We start from the raw sequence: 16,521 nt of genomic DNA on the forward strand, positions 1-16,521 counted from the left end.
TTGCTCGTCGCTTAGCTCCTCGCAGTGACGGCAACTACCGCCACCTGCGGTGCAGCCACAACCACTGCTCGGGATGCTCGCGCACCCAGCCTTCCACGACGCTGGTGATCGCCTGGGTCGTGCCCTGGATGTCGATCTTGCCGTCGGCATCGCGCACCGGTCGGACCTCCTCGGTGATCTCGGCGGTGAAGCGGTCGCCGGGCAGGCGGATGATGCGGACGCCGTGGATCGGACATTCGACCTGGCGGAGCAGGCGGGCCAGCATCGGGTTGGCGCGGGTCTTGCGGCCGAAGAAGGTGACCTCGACGCCGCCGGTCAGATATTGGTCGATCAGCATGGCGACGTGCTTGCCGTCCTTCAGCGCCTGCGCGAGGCGGAGCGGCGCGTCGCGCCCGGCCGGGATCAGCGTGCCCATGTTGACCTGGCGCATCTCCTGGATGATGCGGTCGGCAGATGCGATGTTCGGCCGACGGTAGAGGATCGCGGCATCGAGGCCATGCGAGACGGCGGCGAGCGCCGGCAACTCCCAATTGGCGAGGTGAGCTGCAAAGATCAGCGCCGGCTTGCCGTCGTCGCGGATCTGGTCGAACAGCTCGATGCTGCGCGCCGGGAGTTCGATCCGGCTGTTTTCGGGATGGTCGCGGTCGTAATCCCAGACGTGATCCATATGGGCGAATTCGGCGCCGACGCGGCCGAGATTCTCCCAGACGCCCATCAGGATGGCTTCGATCTCTTCGGGCGACTTCTCCGGAAACGCCGCGGTGAGGTTGGCGCGACCGATGCGGTGCTCGCGCAGGCGCGGGCCGATCAGCTTCACCACGCGCGCGAAAAAGTCCGAGGTCTTGACCGGATCGAAATAGCGCGTGGTGCGCAGCATACCGACGGTGGCGGCGCCGATCAGGCTGCCGCCGATCGATTTCGCAGCCTCCCGCGCGCGGGCCTTCGTCCTCGCAGGAAGCAGCGCCATGCGTCCGGTCAGGCCGGTTCGCGGGTCAGGATCAGCGAGGCGTTCTGGCCGCCGAAGCCGAACGAGTTCGACATCACCGCGGTGACGCGGGCGTCGCGCGCCTTGTTGCCGACGACGTTGAACAGGATCGTGGGATCCGGCGTCTCGTAGTTGATCGTCGGCGGGATGCGCTGATGCTCGAGCGTGAGCAGCGAGAAGATCGCCTCGACCGCGCCTGCCGCCGAGATGGTGTGGCCGACCATCGACTTGTTGGAGGTCACCGGAATCTTCTGCGCGAGCTCGCCGAACACGGCCGATGTCGTGTTGAACTCCATCTTGTCGTTCTCGGGCGTCGCCGTGCCGTGCGCGTTGATGTGGTCGATCTGGTCCGGCGTCATGCCGGCATCGGCCAGCGTCTTGTTCATGCAGCCGATGATCGGCTTGCCGTCGGGCGAAGAGCGGGTGCGATGGAAGGAATCGGTGAGCTCGCCGCAGCCGGCGATCACGCCGAGGATCTTTGCGCCGCGCGCGGTGGCGGCCTCGTAGCTTTCCAGCACGAGCGCGCCGGCGCCTTCGGCCATGACGAAGCCGTCGCGGTTCTTGGAGAAGGGGCGGGAGGCCGCCTGCGGCGGATCGTTCTGGGTCGACAGCGCCGAGAGCAGCGAGAAGCGCACGAGGGCCTCGGGGTTCACGGTGCCGTCGGTCGCGACGCACAGCGCAGCATCGGTCTCGCCGCGGCGGATCGCCTCGACGCCGAGCTGGATCGAGGTGGCTCCGGACGCGCAGGCCGTCGACAGCGAGATCGGCGAGCCCTTGGTGCCAAAGGTCTCGGCGAGATGCGCGGCCACCGAGCCGAACATGAAGCGGTGATGATAGGCGCTGTACTTGCCGCCGCCGGAGATGCGCAAGAGATCGTCATAGTTGAAGTCGAGCGCGCCGACGGCGCGGCCGAGCTCGCGTCGCTGTGGCCATTCGACCTCGACCGGCGCAACCGCGAGGAAGAGGGGCCCCGGGAAATCGGCCTTGGCGCCGATGCCGGCCTGCTCGAGCGCTTCTTCCGTCACGAGCTCAGCCATCCGCTCGGACAGGCCGGTGGAGGAGAATGGATCGACGCTGACGAAATCGACGGTGCCGGCCATCGTGGTCTTGAGGCCGTCGACCGGAAAGCGCGTGATGGTACGGATGCCGGATTCGCCGGCAACGAGCTTGGCCCAATTGTCGGCCTTGCCGGCACCGAGCGAGGTCATGATGCCCATGCCGGTGACGACGACGACGGGGCGCCCGAGTTTGTCGCGTGGTGCAGTCATGTCGATCCCCCGATAGAGCTAGCTAACTGCCTCGACCAGCGCCATGCCTTCGCCGCGCCAGTGTCCGGCCCCCACCACCACAATCTGGGTGGGCGCTCCCTGCATTTCAATCTCGGTGCCCGTCGAATCGTTCGGCGGGAACAGCGCACCGCGCGAGATCGACAGCGCGGCGAGCGCGATGCCGAGCGGGAATTGCGTCTCCATGGTGTGGCCGAACATCGTGCCGGTCGAACGCACCGGGAAATCGGCATGGCCCTTCAGGAAGCCGCGCTCTTCGCTCGTTGCGGGCTCTGCACCGGTTGCGCCTGAGATGATGGCGCCTTTACCTTCGCGCCTGGGCAGCTTGGCCCACAGCTGCTCCAGCGTCGCGGCCATGTCGCCGGGCTGCTTGCGCCGGGCGAGGTCGGCGACGACGCTCGACAGTCTTGCGAACGGCTTTGCGCCGCGCGCTTGCGCATGCGCCTTCGACTCCAGCACCAGGAAGGCGCCGGCAGATCCGAGCGCGAAGCCGGCGTGGTCCTTGCGCGCCCAGACGGGAGCGAACTTGTCCTTGAGGTTGAAATCGCCGAATTCGTAGAGGACGAGCAAGTCCTTGCGCTCGCCATTATGCGAGCCGCCGACCAGCGCGATGTCGCTCTCGCCCGAGGCGATGCGCGCAAGCGCAATGCGGGCAGCATCGGCGCCCGCGACCTCTTCGCCCATGAAGGTGCGCGAGGTGCCGCCAAGTCCGTGCACGATGGCGATGTTGCCGGCGAGCAGATTGGAGAGCTGCGCCAGGAACAGCGTCGGCCTCAGATCGCTCATCAGCCGTTCGTTGAGGAAGCCGGGCGCGTTCGCGCCCTTGGCCTCGGCCGTCAAGACACCGGTGTCGACGTTGAGATCGCGCTCGCCGCCGCCGGCGGCCACCACCATGTCGATCTTCGACAGGATGTCCTTGTTGCCCTTGATCCCGGCTGAATCGAGCGCAAGGCCGGCGGCGTAGGTGCCGATGCGCTGCCAGGCTTCCATCTGGCGCTGGTCGCCCTTCTTCGGGATCTGGCTGTCGAAGCTGACAGGCGTCAAGGGATGCACGATGTAGGGCGCAAAGCCCTTCTCGTCGACATTGATGCGCTTCTCCTGAAGCGCGGCCCAGTTGGCGTCCAGGCCCTCGCCGAGCGAGGTCGCGAGTCCAATGCCGGTGATCCAGACTTCGGTCTGGCCGGGCTTCGAAGCAGTGTCAGTCATGGCGATACGGCCTGTTGCGGAAAGCCGACGCGCTCGGCGACTTTCGTCATGTAGCCGCGCATATCCGCATTGGGGAAGGGGATCAGCGTGAAGGTGAGCGCCGAATTCGCGCGCAGCTTGCCGCCGACCCTGATCTTGGCTTCGGTCATGGCATAGCCGGAGCCTTCATGGATGAGGCTCGCCTCGATGCTCATGAGATCGCCGGGGAAGACCGAGCCGCGGACCTTGGCCTCCTTCACGGCGGCAAGGATCGGCATGCGTTCAAACTTGAACACGCCGAGCTGAAGCCAGCCCGAGGCCTGCGCCATCGATTCGATCAGGAGCACGCCGGGCATCAAGGGGTAACCCGGGAAGTGCCCCTCGAAGATGGTGCTCTCCTGCGGGACCTGCGCTTCGACGACGATCGTCTTCTCGTCGACCTTGAGGTCGACGATGCGATCGATCATGTGGAAGTATTCGAGTTGCATGACCGCGCGCTTAGGCGCTCGCGCCCTTGGCCGCAACCAGTTCGTCGATGCGGGCGCACAGGTTCTTCAGCACGAAATACTGCTCGGTGGTCGCCTTGCCGTCATTGACCTCCTGGGTCCACTTTTCCAGCGGGAGCTTGATGCCGAACTGCTTGTCGATCGCAAACGCGATATCAAGGAAATCGAGGCTGTCGATGCCGAGATCGTCAATGGCATGACTATCCGGCGTGATCGTGTCGCGCGGGATGTCGCAGGTTTCAGCGATGATCGTGGCGACCTGATCGAATGTGGAAGACATCACTAAGCCTTTGATATATTGCGGATATTTGTCAGGTTATCCAGAGTGGCACGGTGGGTGGGCATCGCGCCCCTGATGACGCCCTCAAACCCCCCTCTGGCCGGGTCGAAAGCCCGTATATCGGAGCGCCGCCCTGAGTTCAATGGAGGCGGGCAGGCGGTGAGACGGGGCTGGGGATGCCCCGCTGAAGTCGCGTGCCCGCCGGGGCCGGGGCGAGGTGGGCCTAGATGTGCGGCGTCGTGATCTTGACGCAGTCGCGACGGCCCATCAGCACGCAATCCTGGGTCCGGCGCAGGTCGGCGATGCTGACCGCGAGCCAAATTCCGATTGCGGTTAGCGCGATGGTGAAGGCCAGCGCCGCGATGTTGGCGAGCATGCGATGGCGGAAATTGTCCGGCTCGGCGCGGGGCTTCTCGTAGCGCGACAGGTCGAGCGGTTCGGGGGCGACTCGCAACGGCTGCACGGTACCGCTGCCGCGGTGGACCGTCGGGGAAGGCGAGGTGCGCGGCCTGAACTGGAGCACCCGGTGCTCGTCGTCAGAGCTTATGGGCCGCTGGGTCGTCATGGGGCGGGGATCACTCCGAAGCAGCGATTTTAGATAGCACACGTGATGAACGTGTTGCAGAAAATCTTCGCAATGCCCGCGTGCATTTGTACGCTCGCACTATTTGTGCATGGATTGTGGGAAGCGACCGCGGAACCGGCCGTCGTGTCGGCGGCAGGGATGCAAGGGTTGCGTTGCAACAACAGAGGTAGCAAGGGCCAAGGATTTCACACCTTCGTTCCCCTCTACATCGGCTTGTGATCTCCGCGTCCTTCCGAACACGTTTTGCCGCCGCATGGCCCATGTCATAGTCGTGGAACCTGAACCGTCAGTTGCATCCATGCGAGGGGCCTTCGACCATGACCACGACCAACGCGCGTGAGCCGAGAGTGCACCCGGTCCCGATCCTGTCGCTCCGGCCGACGCAGATGACGGTCGGCATGCGCGAGGTCAAGGAGAAGCGCAAGCGCTGGCGCGAGCATGACAAGAAGAAGCAGGCCGATCTGCTCGGCAAGCACATGATCCCCGTCGTCTACGGTCCCGACGCGCGCTATTATGTGATCGACCATCATCACCTCGGCCGCGCGCTGCACGACGAAGGCGTCAAGGAGGTGCTGGTGACCATCGTCGGCGACCTCCGCATGGTCGAGCGCGAGGCCTTCTGGGGCGTGATGGACAACAAGCGTTGGGTCTATCCTTACGACGCCAAGGGCGAACGGCGGCAGTTTCGCGACCTGCCAAAATCGGTTGCCGATCTCAAGGACGATCCGTTCCGCAGCCTTGCCGGCGAATTGCGCCGCCTGGGCGGCTTCGCCAAGGACACCACGCCGTTCTCGGAATTCCTGTGGGCGGACTTCCTGCGCCGAAAGGTCTCGCGCAAGACGGTGGAGGCCGATTTCGACAAGGCGATCGAGAAGGCGATGTCCGCAGCCAAGAGCAAGGACGCGATCTATCTGCCCGGCTGGTGCGGTCCGGAGGACGATGATTAGGGGCAGTCGGGAATCGCTCTAGTGAGCTGACCATCATGCGCAGCCGCTCGCGTCAGTCGCGCTGGAAGATCCTGGCGCCGGGATAGGCGCGGCGAGCGTAAGTGACCACTAGCGCACGATCCTGCGTGTCGAGGAAGGGCGTTCGGATCAGGCACGATCCGACGATGAGGTGCCACAGGCCATTGAGCTTCTGGATCACGATCTTCATTTGAATAGTCCTTGATGACTCCCATTCCAGCGAATGCTGCTGGTCGCCGCAGTGCTTTAGGATCGTGTCCGCGGACGTAGAATTCCCAACACGGCCGGGCTCCGCTGCAAAATACGTCGACCATTGTTAGTTGGTTGCGGAATGCGTCCAGATAAGCCGGATCCCATCACAGGCGCTTGAGTGAAATCAATTTCCGCGCCCATGAAACCGTCCTGAAACAGAGCCGTCCCATCTGTATGGGGTAGACGAGCTCACACAGGAGGCGAACATGCGCCGTCTGGCTTTCGTAATTGCGTTGCTCGCGGTCGCTTCGGCAGGAATTTCGGCATCGTTTGCCGCAGTTCACCACGCCAAGTCGTTGACGTTCGCGGAGCGCTTTGCTCCGGCGCTCGAGTTGATGGCGAAGCGCTAGCGGCACGGCGCCTTGCAACCATGAGCGATGCCGCGGCTGATCGCTCGCGGCGGGACATCACGTCGCACCCGTCGACCGGCCAGATGCGGCGATGGCCGGATCAGGCTTGACTTGTCGCAAATCTGCGCCGCTGTGACGGGCTAAAGTCTCTCTGCATGGTTGCAGAAGCAGCGTTGTGCCCAGACGTCGTGGGCCCGGGCTCCAAGTCATGCAAGACTGGAGACATGACCATGAGCCTCATCTTTCGTATCGTCTTTATCATTGCCGGCGCGCTCACCGCGTTGTTCGTCGCGCGTGATGCCCTGAACTTCACCATCATCCAGACCTTCGTCGCCGTCCTGCTCGTGACAGCCGTCGTGGGGGCTGGAAGTCTCTGGAGCATGCGGCGGAAGACGTGAGCAGGACAGAAAGCGGCGGTTCGGCCGGGCTCAGCGAAACCGAGGCCCGGCTGCGGCTGCAACATGAAGGTTACAACGAGCTGCCTCGGCCCGAACGGCGCACGCCCCTGCGCATCGTGCTCGAGGTGCTGCGCGAGCCGATGCTCGCTCTCCTTCTGTGTGGCGGGCTGGTTTACCTGCTGCTCGGCGACCTCCGCGAGGCGCTGCTTCTCCTGGCATTCGGCGCCATCTCCGTCGTGATCACGATCGTGCAGGAAACCCGCACCGAGCGCGTGCTGGAGGCGTTGCGGGAGCTGACCAGTCCGCGAGCGCTCGTGGTCAGGGATGGCGAGCGGCGGCGGATCGCGGGCCGGGACGTCGTCCGCGGCGATCTCCTCGTCCTGGCCGAAGGCGATCGGATTCCGGCGGATGCGGTACTCGTCAGTGCGCGTGATCTGGCGGTCGATGAGTCCCTGCTGACCGGAGAGTCGGTCCCGGTTCGCAAGCAGGCCCTCAAGACGCCGGTCGCCGAGGCTTCCATGACTGAAAAGGTCGCCTTGGCCGAACATCGCCCGGGCGGCGATGACCTGCCGTTCGTGTATTCGGGCTCGCTGGTCGTGCGAGGCGAGGGCCTCGCCGAGGTCGAGGCCACCGGCCCTCGCAGTGAGATCGGGAAGATCGGACTGTCGCTGCATGGTTTGCAGTCGGAGCCGCCGCGGCTGCAGCAGCAGACCGCACGGCTCGTACGGCTTTGCTTTCTCGGCGGCGCGGCGATCAGCCTGGCGGCTGTCCTGCTTTACGGAGCGTTGCGCGGGGATTGGCTGCAGGCAATGCTCGGAGGCATCGCGATCGGCATGTCCATGCTGCCTGAGGAGTTTGCCGTCGTCCTCACGGTGTTCATGGCCATGGGCGCCTGGCGGATCTCCAAGGCGCGGGTGCTGACGCGGCGCGCGGCCGCGATCGAGGTGCTCGGCTCCGCCACGGTGCTGTGCACCGACAAGACCGGCACGTTGACGCAGAACCGGATGTCGGTCGCGGAGCTGAGGCTACGCGGCGGGACGAGCGTCCGCCTCGTGTCTTCGCAGCCGGCGCCCGTGGGAGCGGAGTTTTTCGAGCTGGCGCGTTGCAGTGCTCTGGCGAGCTCGCCCGAACCGTTCGATCCGATGGAGAAGGCCCTGCACGCGTTCGCGCAGGCGAACCTGCCGGAGGCTGATGAAACCCTGCATGCTCGGACCTTGATCCGCACCTACGGCCTGCGTCCCGAACTGCTGGCGATGACCCAGGTTTGGCAATCGTCCCAGGGAGTGTTCGCCTCGGCCAAAGGTGCTCCCGAAGCGATTGCGCGCCTCTGCAAGTTGCATGGTGCGGACCAGGACGCGATGCGGGATGCGGTCGCGGCGATGGCCAAGGACGGTCTTCGCGTGCTCGGCGTGGCCGCCGCGACCTGCGACGGCGAGGCCCTGCCGAGCTCGCAGGAAGGTTTTTCGTTTCGCTTCCTCGGTCTGGTCGGGTTGGCCGATCCGCTTCGTCCGCATGTCCCCGAGGCGGTGGCCGAATGTCGTTCGGCCGGCATCCGCGTCGTCATGATCACGGGCGACTATCCGGCGACCGCCATGGCGATCGCCGGGCAGGCCGGGCTCGACGTCAACGAGGTCGCGACCGGTGAGCAGATCAGGCTCGCGGACGAGAGCGGGCTGGAGGCCCTCGTCAGGAACGTGAACGTGTTCGCGCGGGTCCTGCCGGAGCAGAAGCTGCGGATCGTTCAGGCGATGAAGCGCAACGGCGAGATCGTCGCGATGACCGGCGACGGCGTCAACGACGCGCCGTCCCTGAAGGCGGCCCATATCGGGATCGCGATGGGTGGCCGCGGCACCGATGTCGCCCGCGAGGCATCCTCGATCGTCCTGCTCGACGACGATTTCGGCTCCATCGTCGCATCCATCCGGCTGGGGCGCCGAATCTACGACAATCTCCGCAAGGCGATGGCCTTCATTTTCGCCGTCCACGTTCCGATCGCGGGGCTCGCCCTGCTGCCGCTGGTTTTCGGGCTGCCTCTGGTTCTCGGGCCCGTTCACATTGCATTTCTGGAGCTGATCATCGACCCGGTCTGCTCGCTCGTGTTCGAAGCCGAGCGGGAGGAGCGCGATGTCATGACGCGCCCGCCGCGGCGCGCCGATGCGGAACTGTTCTCGTGGGCTTTGGTCGGCTGGAGCGTTCTTCAAGGCGTCATGGCCTTTGCCTTGATCGCGGTGATTTTCGTCGTTGCGCTTCGTTCCGGTATTCCACCCGACGAGGCGCGCACGCTGGCTTTCATCGCGCTGGTCGTCTGCGTCGTCGCGCTGGTGCTGGTCAACCGGTCCTTCAGCGCGTCGTTCTTGTCGGCGTTCTTCCGTCCGAATCCGGCTTTGCTCTGGATATTCCTGTCGATCGCGCTCGTTCTGGCCGCGGCCCTGTTCTGGCCGCCGGCGTCCAGTCTGTTCCGGTTCGGTCCCCTGCACCTGGACGATCTGATGGTCACGCTCGGCGCAGGATTGCTGGTACTCACGGCGCTCGAACTGCTGAAGCCGGTTTGGGGCCGGCGGTTGCGATTCTAGATCGTGACGCGGCAGGTCGGTCATCGCGGCGCGCTGCGGTGGATCGTCAGCGTCGGGAATTCATGCAGCCCGTGGAGGGCCGGCGCAAGATGCTGAGGCCATTTCATTAGAATGGATCCAGTCTACATAGATTCTACGACACGAACGTCCAAAAGACTTTGATTGTGCGTTCGGAGTCTTTGCATGGTCGTCCCGGTAAATTCGGGGACTGGGAATGCTGGAATTCGTGTTTGACGCACGCGCAACGAAGCGCGGATGCGTGTCGATGCTGTGCGGTCTTGTCGTGCTTCCTCCGGCGATCGCTTTTGGCGGCAACGCGCAAGCCCAGAGCGCGAGCGCAGCATCAGATCTTCCGCCGGTCGTCGTCGAGCAAAGCCGCGCGAACAAGCGTCAGGTCACGAGATCGCGCACCACCCGGTCTGTGAGCGCCCGAACTGCGCGATCGCGCGCGGCAGGACAGGTGCTCCAGTCCGGCTCTCAGCCCGCCGCCGTCGCCATGGAGCGCGGTACGGATCCGGTGAAGGGATTTGTACCTGTCGTCAGCTCGGCTGCGATGAAGTCCGACGTCCCGAACCTCGAGACGCCTCAATCCGTCTCCGTCGTCAGTCGCGATCAGCTCGATGCCCGCTCCGTCACGACATTGGTCGAAGGATTGCAGCATGTCGCAGGTCTCGCCATTCAGCCGGGCGGTAAGGACCCGCGCTTCGACAATGTCTTCATCCGCGGCTTCGACAACAACGGCTACGGCGCATATCGCGACGGGCTTCGCGAGATGGGCGATCCCAACTTCCTCTCGCTGTTCCGCAACGAGCCCTATGGTTTCGAGCGCATCGACGTCATCAAGGGGCCGAGCTCGGTCATGTATGGACAGGGCGCGCCGGGCGGACTTGTCGATGTCATCAGCAAGCGGCCGCCCGAAAAGGCCTTCGGTGAGATTGTCGGGCAGTTCGGCAACTACGACCGGTTTCAGGGTGCCTTCGACTTCGGTGGTCCTGCCACCAAGGACGGCACGCTGCTCTACCGGCTGACCGGTGTGTTCAGGGATTCCGATGCGCAGATCGCCAACTTCTCGAACTACGTGAAGGACAATCGCACCTATATCGCGCCGGCGGTGACCTGGAAGCCGACGAATGACACGACGCTGACCATTCTCGCCGACTATACCCGCGATCTGACCGGCAACGCCTTTCCGCTGTCGATGGCCCATGTGAGCGGCGGGAAGATCACCGGTATCACGGCGCTGCCGCTTTTCCTTGGCGATCCCAGCTACAACAAGTTCGACCAGGAGCAGGAGCGTGTCGGCTACCAGTTCGAGCATCGCTTCAGCAACAATCTGGTCTTCGAATCGAAGGCCCGCTACGGCCACACCGAACTCGACTATCGCTATCTGACGTTCATCGGAAGTCCGCTCGATACGACCACGGTCTTTCCGCGGCGTGCGGTGCGCATACAGGAGCAGGTCGAATCGCTGTCGACCGACAACCACCTGATCAGCAAGTTCAGCACGGGGCCGCTTCAGCATACGGTGGTCTCCGGCGTCGACTATCTGACGTTCAACATGACGGACCGGACTTATTCCGGAGCAGCGCCGCCGCTCAGCAAGCTCAATCCGGTGTACGACCAGGCCGTCGTCGTTCCGACTGCGCTCACCACCCCCTCGACGAACCAGACGATCGACCAGGTCGGCGTCTATGTGCAGGATCAGATGAAGATCCAGAACTGGATCTTCACGCTGGGTGGCCGGTACGACGCCTCGGAACAAAACACCTACGCCTTGGCGACCAACAAGACCACCGACACGAAGGACACGGCCTTCACCAAGCGGGGAGCCGTCTCCTACGTGTTCGATTCCGGTGTTGCGCCTTATTATAGCTACTCGGAATCCTTCCTGCCGACACCCAACACGAACTTTGCGGGAAACCCGTTCAAGCCGACGATGGCGCAGCAGCATGAGGTGGGCGTCAAGTATCAGCCGTCGCGAAACCTGCTGATGACCGTGGCGATCTACGACCTGACGCGGCAGAATTCGCTCACGTCCGATCCATCACATCTCGGCTTCTCGGTCCAGCTCGGCGAGGTGAACTCGCGCGGCATCGAGTTCGAGACGCTGGCGCAGATCATGCCCGGGCTGAACTTCGTGGCGACCTACACCAACCAGGATGTGAGGGTGACGCAGAGCACCGGGACCGACCTCGGCAAGGTGCCGACGCTCGTCGCCCGCCAGCTCGCATCGGCCTATGTCGACTACACGATCCAGGGCGGCACCTGGGACGGCTGGGGACTTGGCGGCGGCATCCGTTACAACGGACCGACCTTCGCCGACACCACCAACACAATCGTCAACGAGGGCTACGTCGTGCTGGATGCGGGCATGCATTATCGTCAGCCGAAGGGCGTCAACCTGGCGCTGAACGTGAAGAACATCGCCGATCGCGTCACGCTTGCCTGCACGACGAATGGCGGTTGCCAATACACGAGCCCGCGCACCATCACGGGCACGGTCAGCTATCGCTGGTAGTATTCGTCATGGTTCAAGCACGCACGATTCGCCTGTGGTCCCGCATTCACACCTGGACGTCCCTGGTGTGCATGCTGTTTCTGCTGATGCTGTGCGTCACGGGGCTGCCGCTGGTCTTTCACGATGAGATCGATGACCTGCTCGACGATGAGATCGCGGCGCCCGCCATGCCGGCCGGTACGGCGCGGCTCTCGCTCGACCGGATGATCGCGGCGGCACAGGCGCGCTTTCCCGGTCAGTACGTGCTGCTCCTTAATCTCAAGCAGACGGAGCCGCTGGTCACGGTCGCGGTTTCTCCGACGGCGATCCCGGCGCCGGGCAGCTTTCATCGCCTAACGCTTGATGCGCGCACCGCCGAGGTGCTCGGGGAGGAGGCTCCCCATCAGGACGTCATGGACATTGTATTGCGGATTCACAAGGACATGTTCGCGGGCTTGCCCGGCGAATTGTTTCTCGGAGGGATGGGTCTTCTGTTCGCAGCGTCGATCATATCCGGTGTGGTCGTGTATTGGCCGTTCATGCGGCGGCTCGATTTCGGCACGATCCGCCGGCGCTCGTCGCCACGCGCCAAATGGCTCGACACCCATAATCTCCTCGGCATCGTCACCGTGACCTGGACGATGGTTGTGGGTCTCACCGGCATGATCAACACGCTGGCGACGCCGCTGTTCGATCTGTGGCGCGCGCAGCTGATCCCGGTCTTGCTGGCGCCTCATCTCGGCAAGCCCGTGGCTCCGATCCCGTCGGTTCAGGCTTCTGTCGAACTCGTCCGCGCGAGATTTCCGGATCGTCTGGTCACCTCGGTGACGATGCCGACGTCGGCCCGCTTCGGCAGTCCGCAGCACCTCGTCGTCTGGACCAAGGGCGCGACGCCTTTCACGGCGCGCATGCTCCAGCCGATGCTCGTTGATGCCAATGACGGCAAGACGATCGCGGCACCCGAGGTGCCCTGGTATCTGAAGACGCTTCAGGTCTCGCGCCCACTGCATTTCGGCGACTATGGTGGGCTTCCACTGAAGATCATCTGGGCGCTGCTGGACATCATCACGATCATCGTTCTCGTCAGCGGGATCTATCTGTGGGTGGCGAGGCGAAAGTCGTCGGTCCGCCGCAAGCCGCTCGACGCGGGCCGGACCGCGGCAGTCGGCGTCTAGCCCATGGCCATTCCCGCCCGGAACCAGCTCCGGATTCACAAGAGCGCCTGGGATGTCTTCCGCTGGCCTGTCCTTGTCAGCGTCGTCTGCGGCGCGGGGCTCGGCGTTGCGCTCGTCGGGGACGGCTTCTGGGACGCTCTTTCGTGGCTGGGGTTGTCGTTGCCGGTCGTTCTGGCGATTGTCTGCTGGCGCCGTGCAGGTCGACCCCGCTGAGATTTATGGACGGCGATCCGGCTCCGACAGGTGGCGCTCTTCGATATCGTGGCTGACGTCGTGTTTCTCATCCTTGCCGCCAAGCATCCGATGCAGCCAGCGTTCGACACGTCGGCCGATCGTGAGCAGCACGAAGGTGAAGGCCAGCGTGACCAGGACGATTTTCCATTGCCCGGCGCCGCACGCAATGCCGAGACAGGCGGCGAGGAAGGTGCAGGCCGCGCTGGTCAGGCCGCGTACGCGAAAACGATCGCTCTCATGGACGATGACGCCGGCTCCGAGGAAGCCGATGCCGGTCAGGATGCCCTGGATCACACGGCTCGCCGCATCGGTGATCTTGCCGGGCTCGGCGAATTGGACCGCGAGCAGCACGACGGTTGCGGTGGAGAGCCCGACGATGCCGAGTGTCTTCAGCCCGATCGGCTTGCCGTGCAGGTCGCGGTTCAGGCCAATCGCGCTGCCGGCGAGCGTCGCGGTGCCGAGGCGCAGCAGGATTTCGGGCCAGTCCATCTCGGTCATGTCTTGTCCGTCACTTCTTCGGCACGCGTCCCATCAGGTAGAACTCGTCGTTCGGGCGCATGCCCGTGAAATTCGCCAGCCGGTTCGACAGCGCAAAGAAGGCGGAGATCGCCGCGATGTCCCAGATGTCGTCGTCGCTGAAGCCGTGCGGCGCGAGCCCGGCGAAATCGTCCTCGGAGATGCGCTGCGCGTCGGCCGAGACCTTCATCGCGAAATCGAGCATCGCCTTTTGCCGCGGCGTGATGTCGGCCTTGCGGTAGTTCACCGCGACCTGGTCGGCAATGAGCGGGTTCTTGGCGCGGATGCGCAGGATCGCGCCGTGGGCGATCACGCAATACTGACACTGGTTGGCGGCCGAGGTCGCGACCACGATCATTTCGCGCTCGGCCTTGGTGAGGCCGCCGTCCTTCTCCATCAGCGCGTCATGATAGGCGAAGAACGCGCGGAACTCGTCGGGACGATAGGCCAGCGTCAGGAACACGTTCGGCACGAAGCCGCTCTTCTCCTGCACCGCGAGAAGACGCGTGCGGATGTCATCGGGCAGCGTGTCGAGGGCGGGAGCTGGGAAACGTTGTGAGGGCTGTGTCATGGTCATGGATTCCGGCTTGCGGCCGGGGACCATAGTCGATGCGGGCGAGAGGCTCCAGAGGAGTCGTTACGTCTCGTGCCCGGACGCAGCGCAGCGCTCCCGGCGATGCGAGGCATCGTCCGGTGCGGAGCGCTGCTGAGCCGGGGCCCATGTCTCCGAGAGTGCCGTGATTGTGGCATGGCTCCCGGCTCTGCGCAGCAGCGTTTCACGCTGATGCGCGTCCGGGACACGAGAGTCCTTACCGCAGCGGCTTCTTCAACAGCGAGAAGCGGTCCGGATCGAGCCCCATCGAGGGCTGCAGCATCGGGGCCTCGACGTTGGAGAGCGTCTTGGCGGGCGGAGCCGAGAACACAGGGTCGTTCGGCACGTCGCGCTGCGAGGTGGCGCCGCGCCAGCGTTCCAGCACGGCGCTGACGAAATGCATGTCATGGCCGGAGGTGACCGAAGGCACGCTGCTGATGGTAGCCTCGCCGCGCGGCAATTGGTGCGGTGGCACCTCCTTGAAGCGCAACCGGGTCGGCAGTGCGACGCCTTCGCCGAAGGCCAGCACTTCACGCGTGCCAAGCGAGGGCACGAAGGAGAGCAGGTTCGCGGCGGCGTCCGACACTGCGGCGCGCAGCAGCGCCTGGTCGCGCTCGTTGGCAAGACGCATCGTGAACAGCGTGTTGCACTGGGAGATGATGGTGGCGTCGAGCTCGGCCGGACGCTGGGTGATGAGGCCGAGATAGACGCCGTATTTGCGGCCTTCCTTGGCGATGCGCGACACCGCCTTGCGGGTCGGGCCGAAGCCGATATTGCGGTCGGCGGAGGCGTAGCGATGCGCTTCCTCGCAGACGAACAGCAGGGGCGAGACGCCGTCGCTCCACAGGCCGAAATCGAAGGCCATGCGGCACAGCACCGAGACGACGGAATCGATGACCTCGGCGGGGAAGCCGGCGAGTTGCATCACCGTCATCGGCTTGCCGTTCGCCGGCAGGCGGAACAGATGGCTGATGACCTCGGCCATGGTGTCGCCGCCGACATTCGCGTTGTCGAACATGAAGGCGTAGCGGGGGTCGTTGCGCACCGCTTCGATGCGCGAAATCAGCTTGTGATAGATGATGCGCGAGGAGCGGTTCTCGAGCTTGCCCATGCGCTCGTCGATCAGCGACATCAGGTCGACCAGGCGGTACGGCACCGGGGTGTCGACGGTGTAGCCGATCTGCTTGGGATCGATGCGCTTGAGGCCGATGCGGTCGGCGTTCTGATATTGGGTGTAGACGCCCTTGGCGAGCGGGATCACCTCGGCCAGGATGTCGAGCTCCTCGGGCACGCCGGCGCGGCCGCCGAACAGCACGTCGACGATTTCCTCGAAGTTGAACAGCCAGAACGGCAGCTTCAGGTTTCGCGGGTTGAGCACCAGCGCGCGGTCGCCGAAGCAGCGGCCATATTCGTTGTGCACGTCGAGCAGGAAGATGCGCAGGTTCGGGCGCGCCTTCAGGATCTCGTTGAGCAGCAGCGACACGCCGGTGGACTTGCCGACGCCGGTCGATCCCAGCACTGCAAAATGCTTGGACAGCATTTCCTCGACATCGACATAGGCGACGACCGAGCGATCCTGCTGGAGGAAGCCGACATTGATCTGGTCCGAGCCGGTCGGCGCGTAGATCGTGCGCAGCTCCTGGCTGGTAATCAGATCGACGGAATCGCCGATGGTCGGATAGTTGGTGACGCCGCGCTGGAATTTCGGCTTGTCGCTGGCGTTGAGGATCTCGCCGAGCAGGTCGACCGAGGCAACCGCGATATAACTGTCGCTGCTCGACAGGTTCTCGCAGGACACCTCGGTGATCATCGCAACGATGACCGAGCTGGCGCTGCGAATACTGACGAAGCGGCCGACGGTCGCCCGAACTTCCGAGATAGGCATCTGGCTTTCTGCCAGCAGCCCGACTCGGGCCAGCGATCCGCGAACCGAAATCACGCGTCCAAAGGATGTCACGATGAATGAACCTGGCAAGAGCAAGGGATCTGCTCGGACTATGCGCGGCCGTGGCTGCACAAACGGTTAAGCGCCGGGCGCGGGCACTTCGTTAAATCCGCGACAATTCGGCCGCGAGGTTTGTTCCGATTGCATACCTACTGGCGGAAACGGCGGGAAATTGGCGCAATTTCGGGCCGTTGGA

General features: G+C 64.3%; 17 protein-coding genes. 7 read left to right on the forward strand and 10 right to left on the reverse strand.

Features of this window, described 5'->3' with window-relative positions:
• Nucleotides 1-34 precede the first annotated feature (34 nt).
• The 6 genes from XI04_RS06735 to XI04_RS06760 all read right to left on the reverse strand — a co-directional run bounded on the left by XI04_RS06735 (nt 35) and on the right by XI04_RS06760 (nt 4,807).
• Nucleotides 35-967 (reverse strand): lipid A biosynthesis lauroyl acyltransferase, encoded by a 933-nt coding sequence (locus tag XI04_RS06735; RefSeq protein ID WP_271608263.1) that lies wholly within the window; start codon nt 965-967, stop codon nt 35-37.
• Nucleotides 968-975: 8 nt separating this feature from the next.
• On the reverse strand, nt 976-2,253 hold the full coding sequence (locus tag XI04_RS06740; protein WP_028145255.1) for a beta-ketoacyl-ACP synthase: 1,278 nt from the start codon (nt 2,251-2,253) through the stop codon (nt 976-978).
• A gap of 18 nt (nt 2,254-2,271) precedes the next feature.
• On the reverse strand, nt 2,272-3,477 hold the full coding sequence (locus tag XI04_RS06745; protein ID WP_271595029.1) for a beta-ketoacyl-ACP synthase: 1,206 nt from the start codon (nt 3,475-3,477) through the stop codon (nt 2,272-2,274).
• Nucleotides 3,474-3,944: a 3-hydroxyacyl-ACP dehydratase FabZ family protein gene (locus XI04_RS06750; protein WP_028145253.1), complete on the reverse strand. Its 471-nt coding sequence runs from the start codon at nt 3,942-3,944 to the stop codon at nt 3,474-3,476. Before XI04_RS06750 ends, XI04_RS06745 begins: the two co-directional genes overlap by 4 nt.
• A 10-nt stretch (nt 3,945-3,954) precedes the next feature.
• A complete protein-coding gene (locus XI04_RS06755) occupies nt 3,955-4,242 on the reverse strand; it encodes an acyl carrier protein (protein ID WP_007592476.1) in 288 nt (95 codons plus the stop codon).
• Nucleotides 4,243-4,465: 223 nt separating this feature from the next.
• Complete coding sequence (locus XI04_RS06760; protein ID WP_028145252.1) at nt 4,466-4,807, reverse strand: hypothetical protein; 342 nt, start codon at nt 4,805-4,807, stop codon at nt 4,466-4,468.
• Between the two features lie 338 nt (nt 4,808-5,145).
• On the opposite strand from XI04_RS06760, the gene XI04_RS06765 reads away from it, so the two are divergent.
• Entirely contained in the window at nt 5,146-5,775 is a 630-nt protein-coding gene (locus XI04_RS06765) for a ParB-like protein (RefSeq protein ID WP_028145250.1), read from the forward strand.
• 52 nt (nt 5,776-5,827) lie between these two features.
• Here XI04_RS06765 and XI04_RS06770 read toward each other — a convergent pair whose 3' ends face one another.
• Nucleotides 5,828-5,983 (reverse strand): hypothetical protein, encoded by a 156-nt coding sequence (locus tag XI04_RS06770; protein WP_162832237.1) that lies wholly within the window; start codon nt 5,981-5,983, stop codon nt 5,828-5,830.
• A gap of 268 nt (nt 5,984-6,251) precedes the next feature.
• On the opposite strand from XI04_RS06770, the gene XI04_RS06775 reads away from it, so the two are divergent.
• The 6 genes from XI04_RS06775 (at nt 6,252) to XI04_RS06800 (ending at nt 13,251) form a co-directional block, all read left to right on the forward strand.
• Nucleotides 6,252-6,395, forward strand: a complete 144-nt coding sequence (locus tag XI04_RS06775; RefSeq protein WP_162832236.1) for a hypothetical protein — start codon at nt 6,252-6,254, stop codon at nt 6,393-6,395.
• Nucleotides 6,396-6,625: 230 nt separating this feature from the next.
• Nucleotides 6,626-6,793, forward strand: coding sequence for a hypothetical protein (locus XI04_RS06780; protein ID WP_162832235.1), 168 nt, complete (start codon nt 6,626-6,628; stop codon nt 6,791-6,793).
• Nucleotides 6,790-9,366, forward strand: coding sequence for an HAD-IC family P-type ATPase (locus tag XI04_RS06785; protein ID WP_028145249.1), 2,577 nt, complete (start codon nt 6,790-6,792; stop codon nt 9,364-9,366). Before XI04_RS06780 ends, XI04_RS06785 begins: the two co-directional genes overlap by 4 nt.
• Before the next feature lie 553 nt (nt 9,367-9,919).
• Nucleotides 9,920-11,884, forward strand: coding sequence for a TonB-dependent siderophore receptor (locus tag XI04_RS06790; protein ID WP_370157313.1), 1,965 nt, complete (start codon nt 9,920-9,922; stop codon nt 11,882-11,884).
• Between the two features lie 8 nt (nt 11,885-11,892).
• Nucleotides 11,893-13,038 carry a PepSY-associated TM helix domain-containing protein gene (locus XI04_RS06795; RefSeq protein ID WP_271608261.1) on the forward strand — a complete coding sequence of 382 codons (1,146 nt, stop codon included), beginning with the start codon at nt 11,893-11,895 and terminating at the stop codon, nt 13,036-13,038.
• 3 nt (nt 13,039-13,041) lie between these two features.
• On the forward strand, nt 13,042-13,251 hold the full coding sequence (locus XI04_RS06800) for a hypothetical protein (RefSeq protein WP_271608260.1): 210 nt from the start codon (nt 13,042-13,044) through the stop codon (nt 13,249-13,251).
• A gap of 3 nt (nt 13,252-13,254) precedes the next feature.
• Here XI04_RS06800 and XI04_RS06805 read toward each other — a convergent pair whose 3' ends face one another.
• The 3 genes from XI04_RS06805 to XI04_RS06815 form a co-directional block, all read right to left on the reverse strand.
• Nucleotides 13,255-13,770, reverse strand: a complete 516-nt coding sequence (locus XI04_RS06805; protein WP_038946318.1) for an MgtC/SapB family protein — start codon at nt 13,768-13,770, stop codon at nt 13,255-13,257.
• Nucleotides 13,771-13,780: 10 nt separating this feature from the next.
• Entirely contained in the window at nt 13,781-14,359 is a 579-nt protein-coding gene (locus XI04_RS06810; RefSeq protein ID WP_271608259.1) for a peroxidase-related enzyme, read from the reverse strand.
• 238 nt (nt 14,360-14,597) lie between these two features.
• Nucleotides 14,598-16,337 carry an ATP-binding protein gene (locus XI04_RS06815; protein WP_026202466.1) on the reverse strand — a complete coding sequence of 580 codons (1,740 nt, stop codon included), beginning with the start codon at nt 16,335-16,337 and terminating at the stop codon, nt 14,598-14,600.
• Nucleotides 16,338-16,521: the final 184 nt, after the last annotated feature.

It is taken from the genome of Bradyrhizobium sp. CCBAU 11430 (assembly GCF_028128855.1).
Taxonomy (GTDB): Bacteria; Pseudomonadota; Alphaproteobacteria; order Rhizobiales; family Xanthobacteraceae; genus Bradyrhizobium; species Bradyrhizobium ottawaense.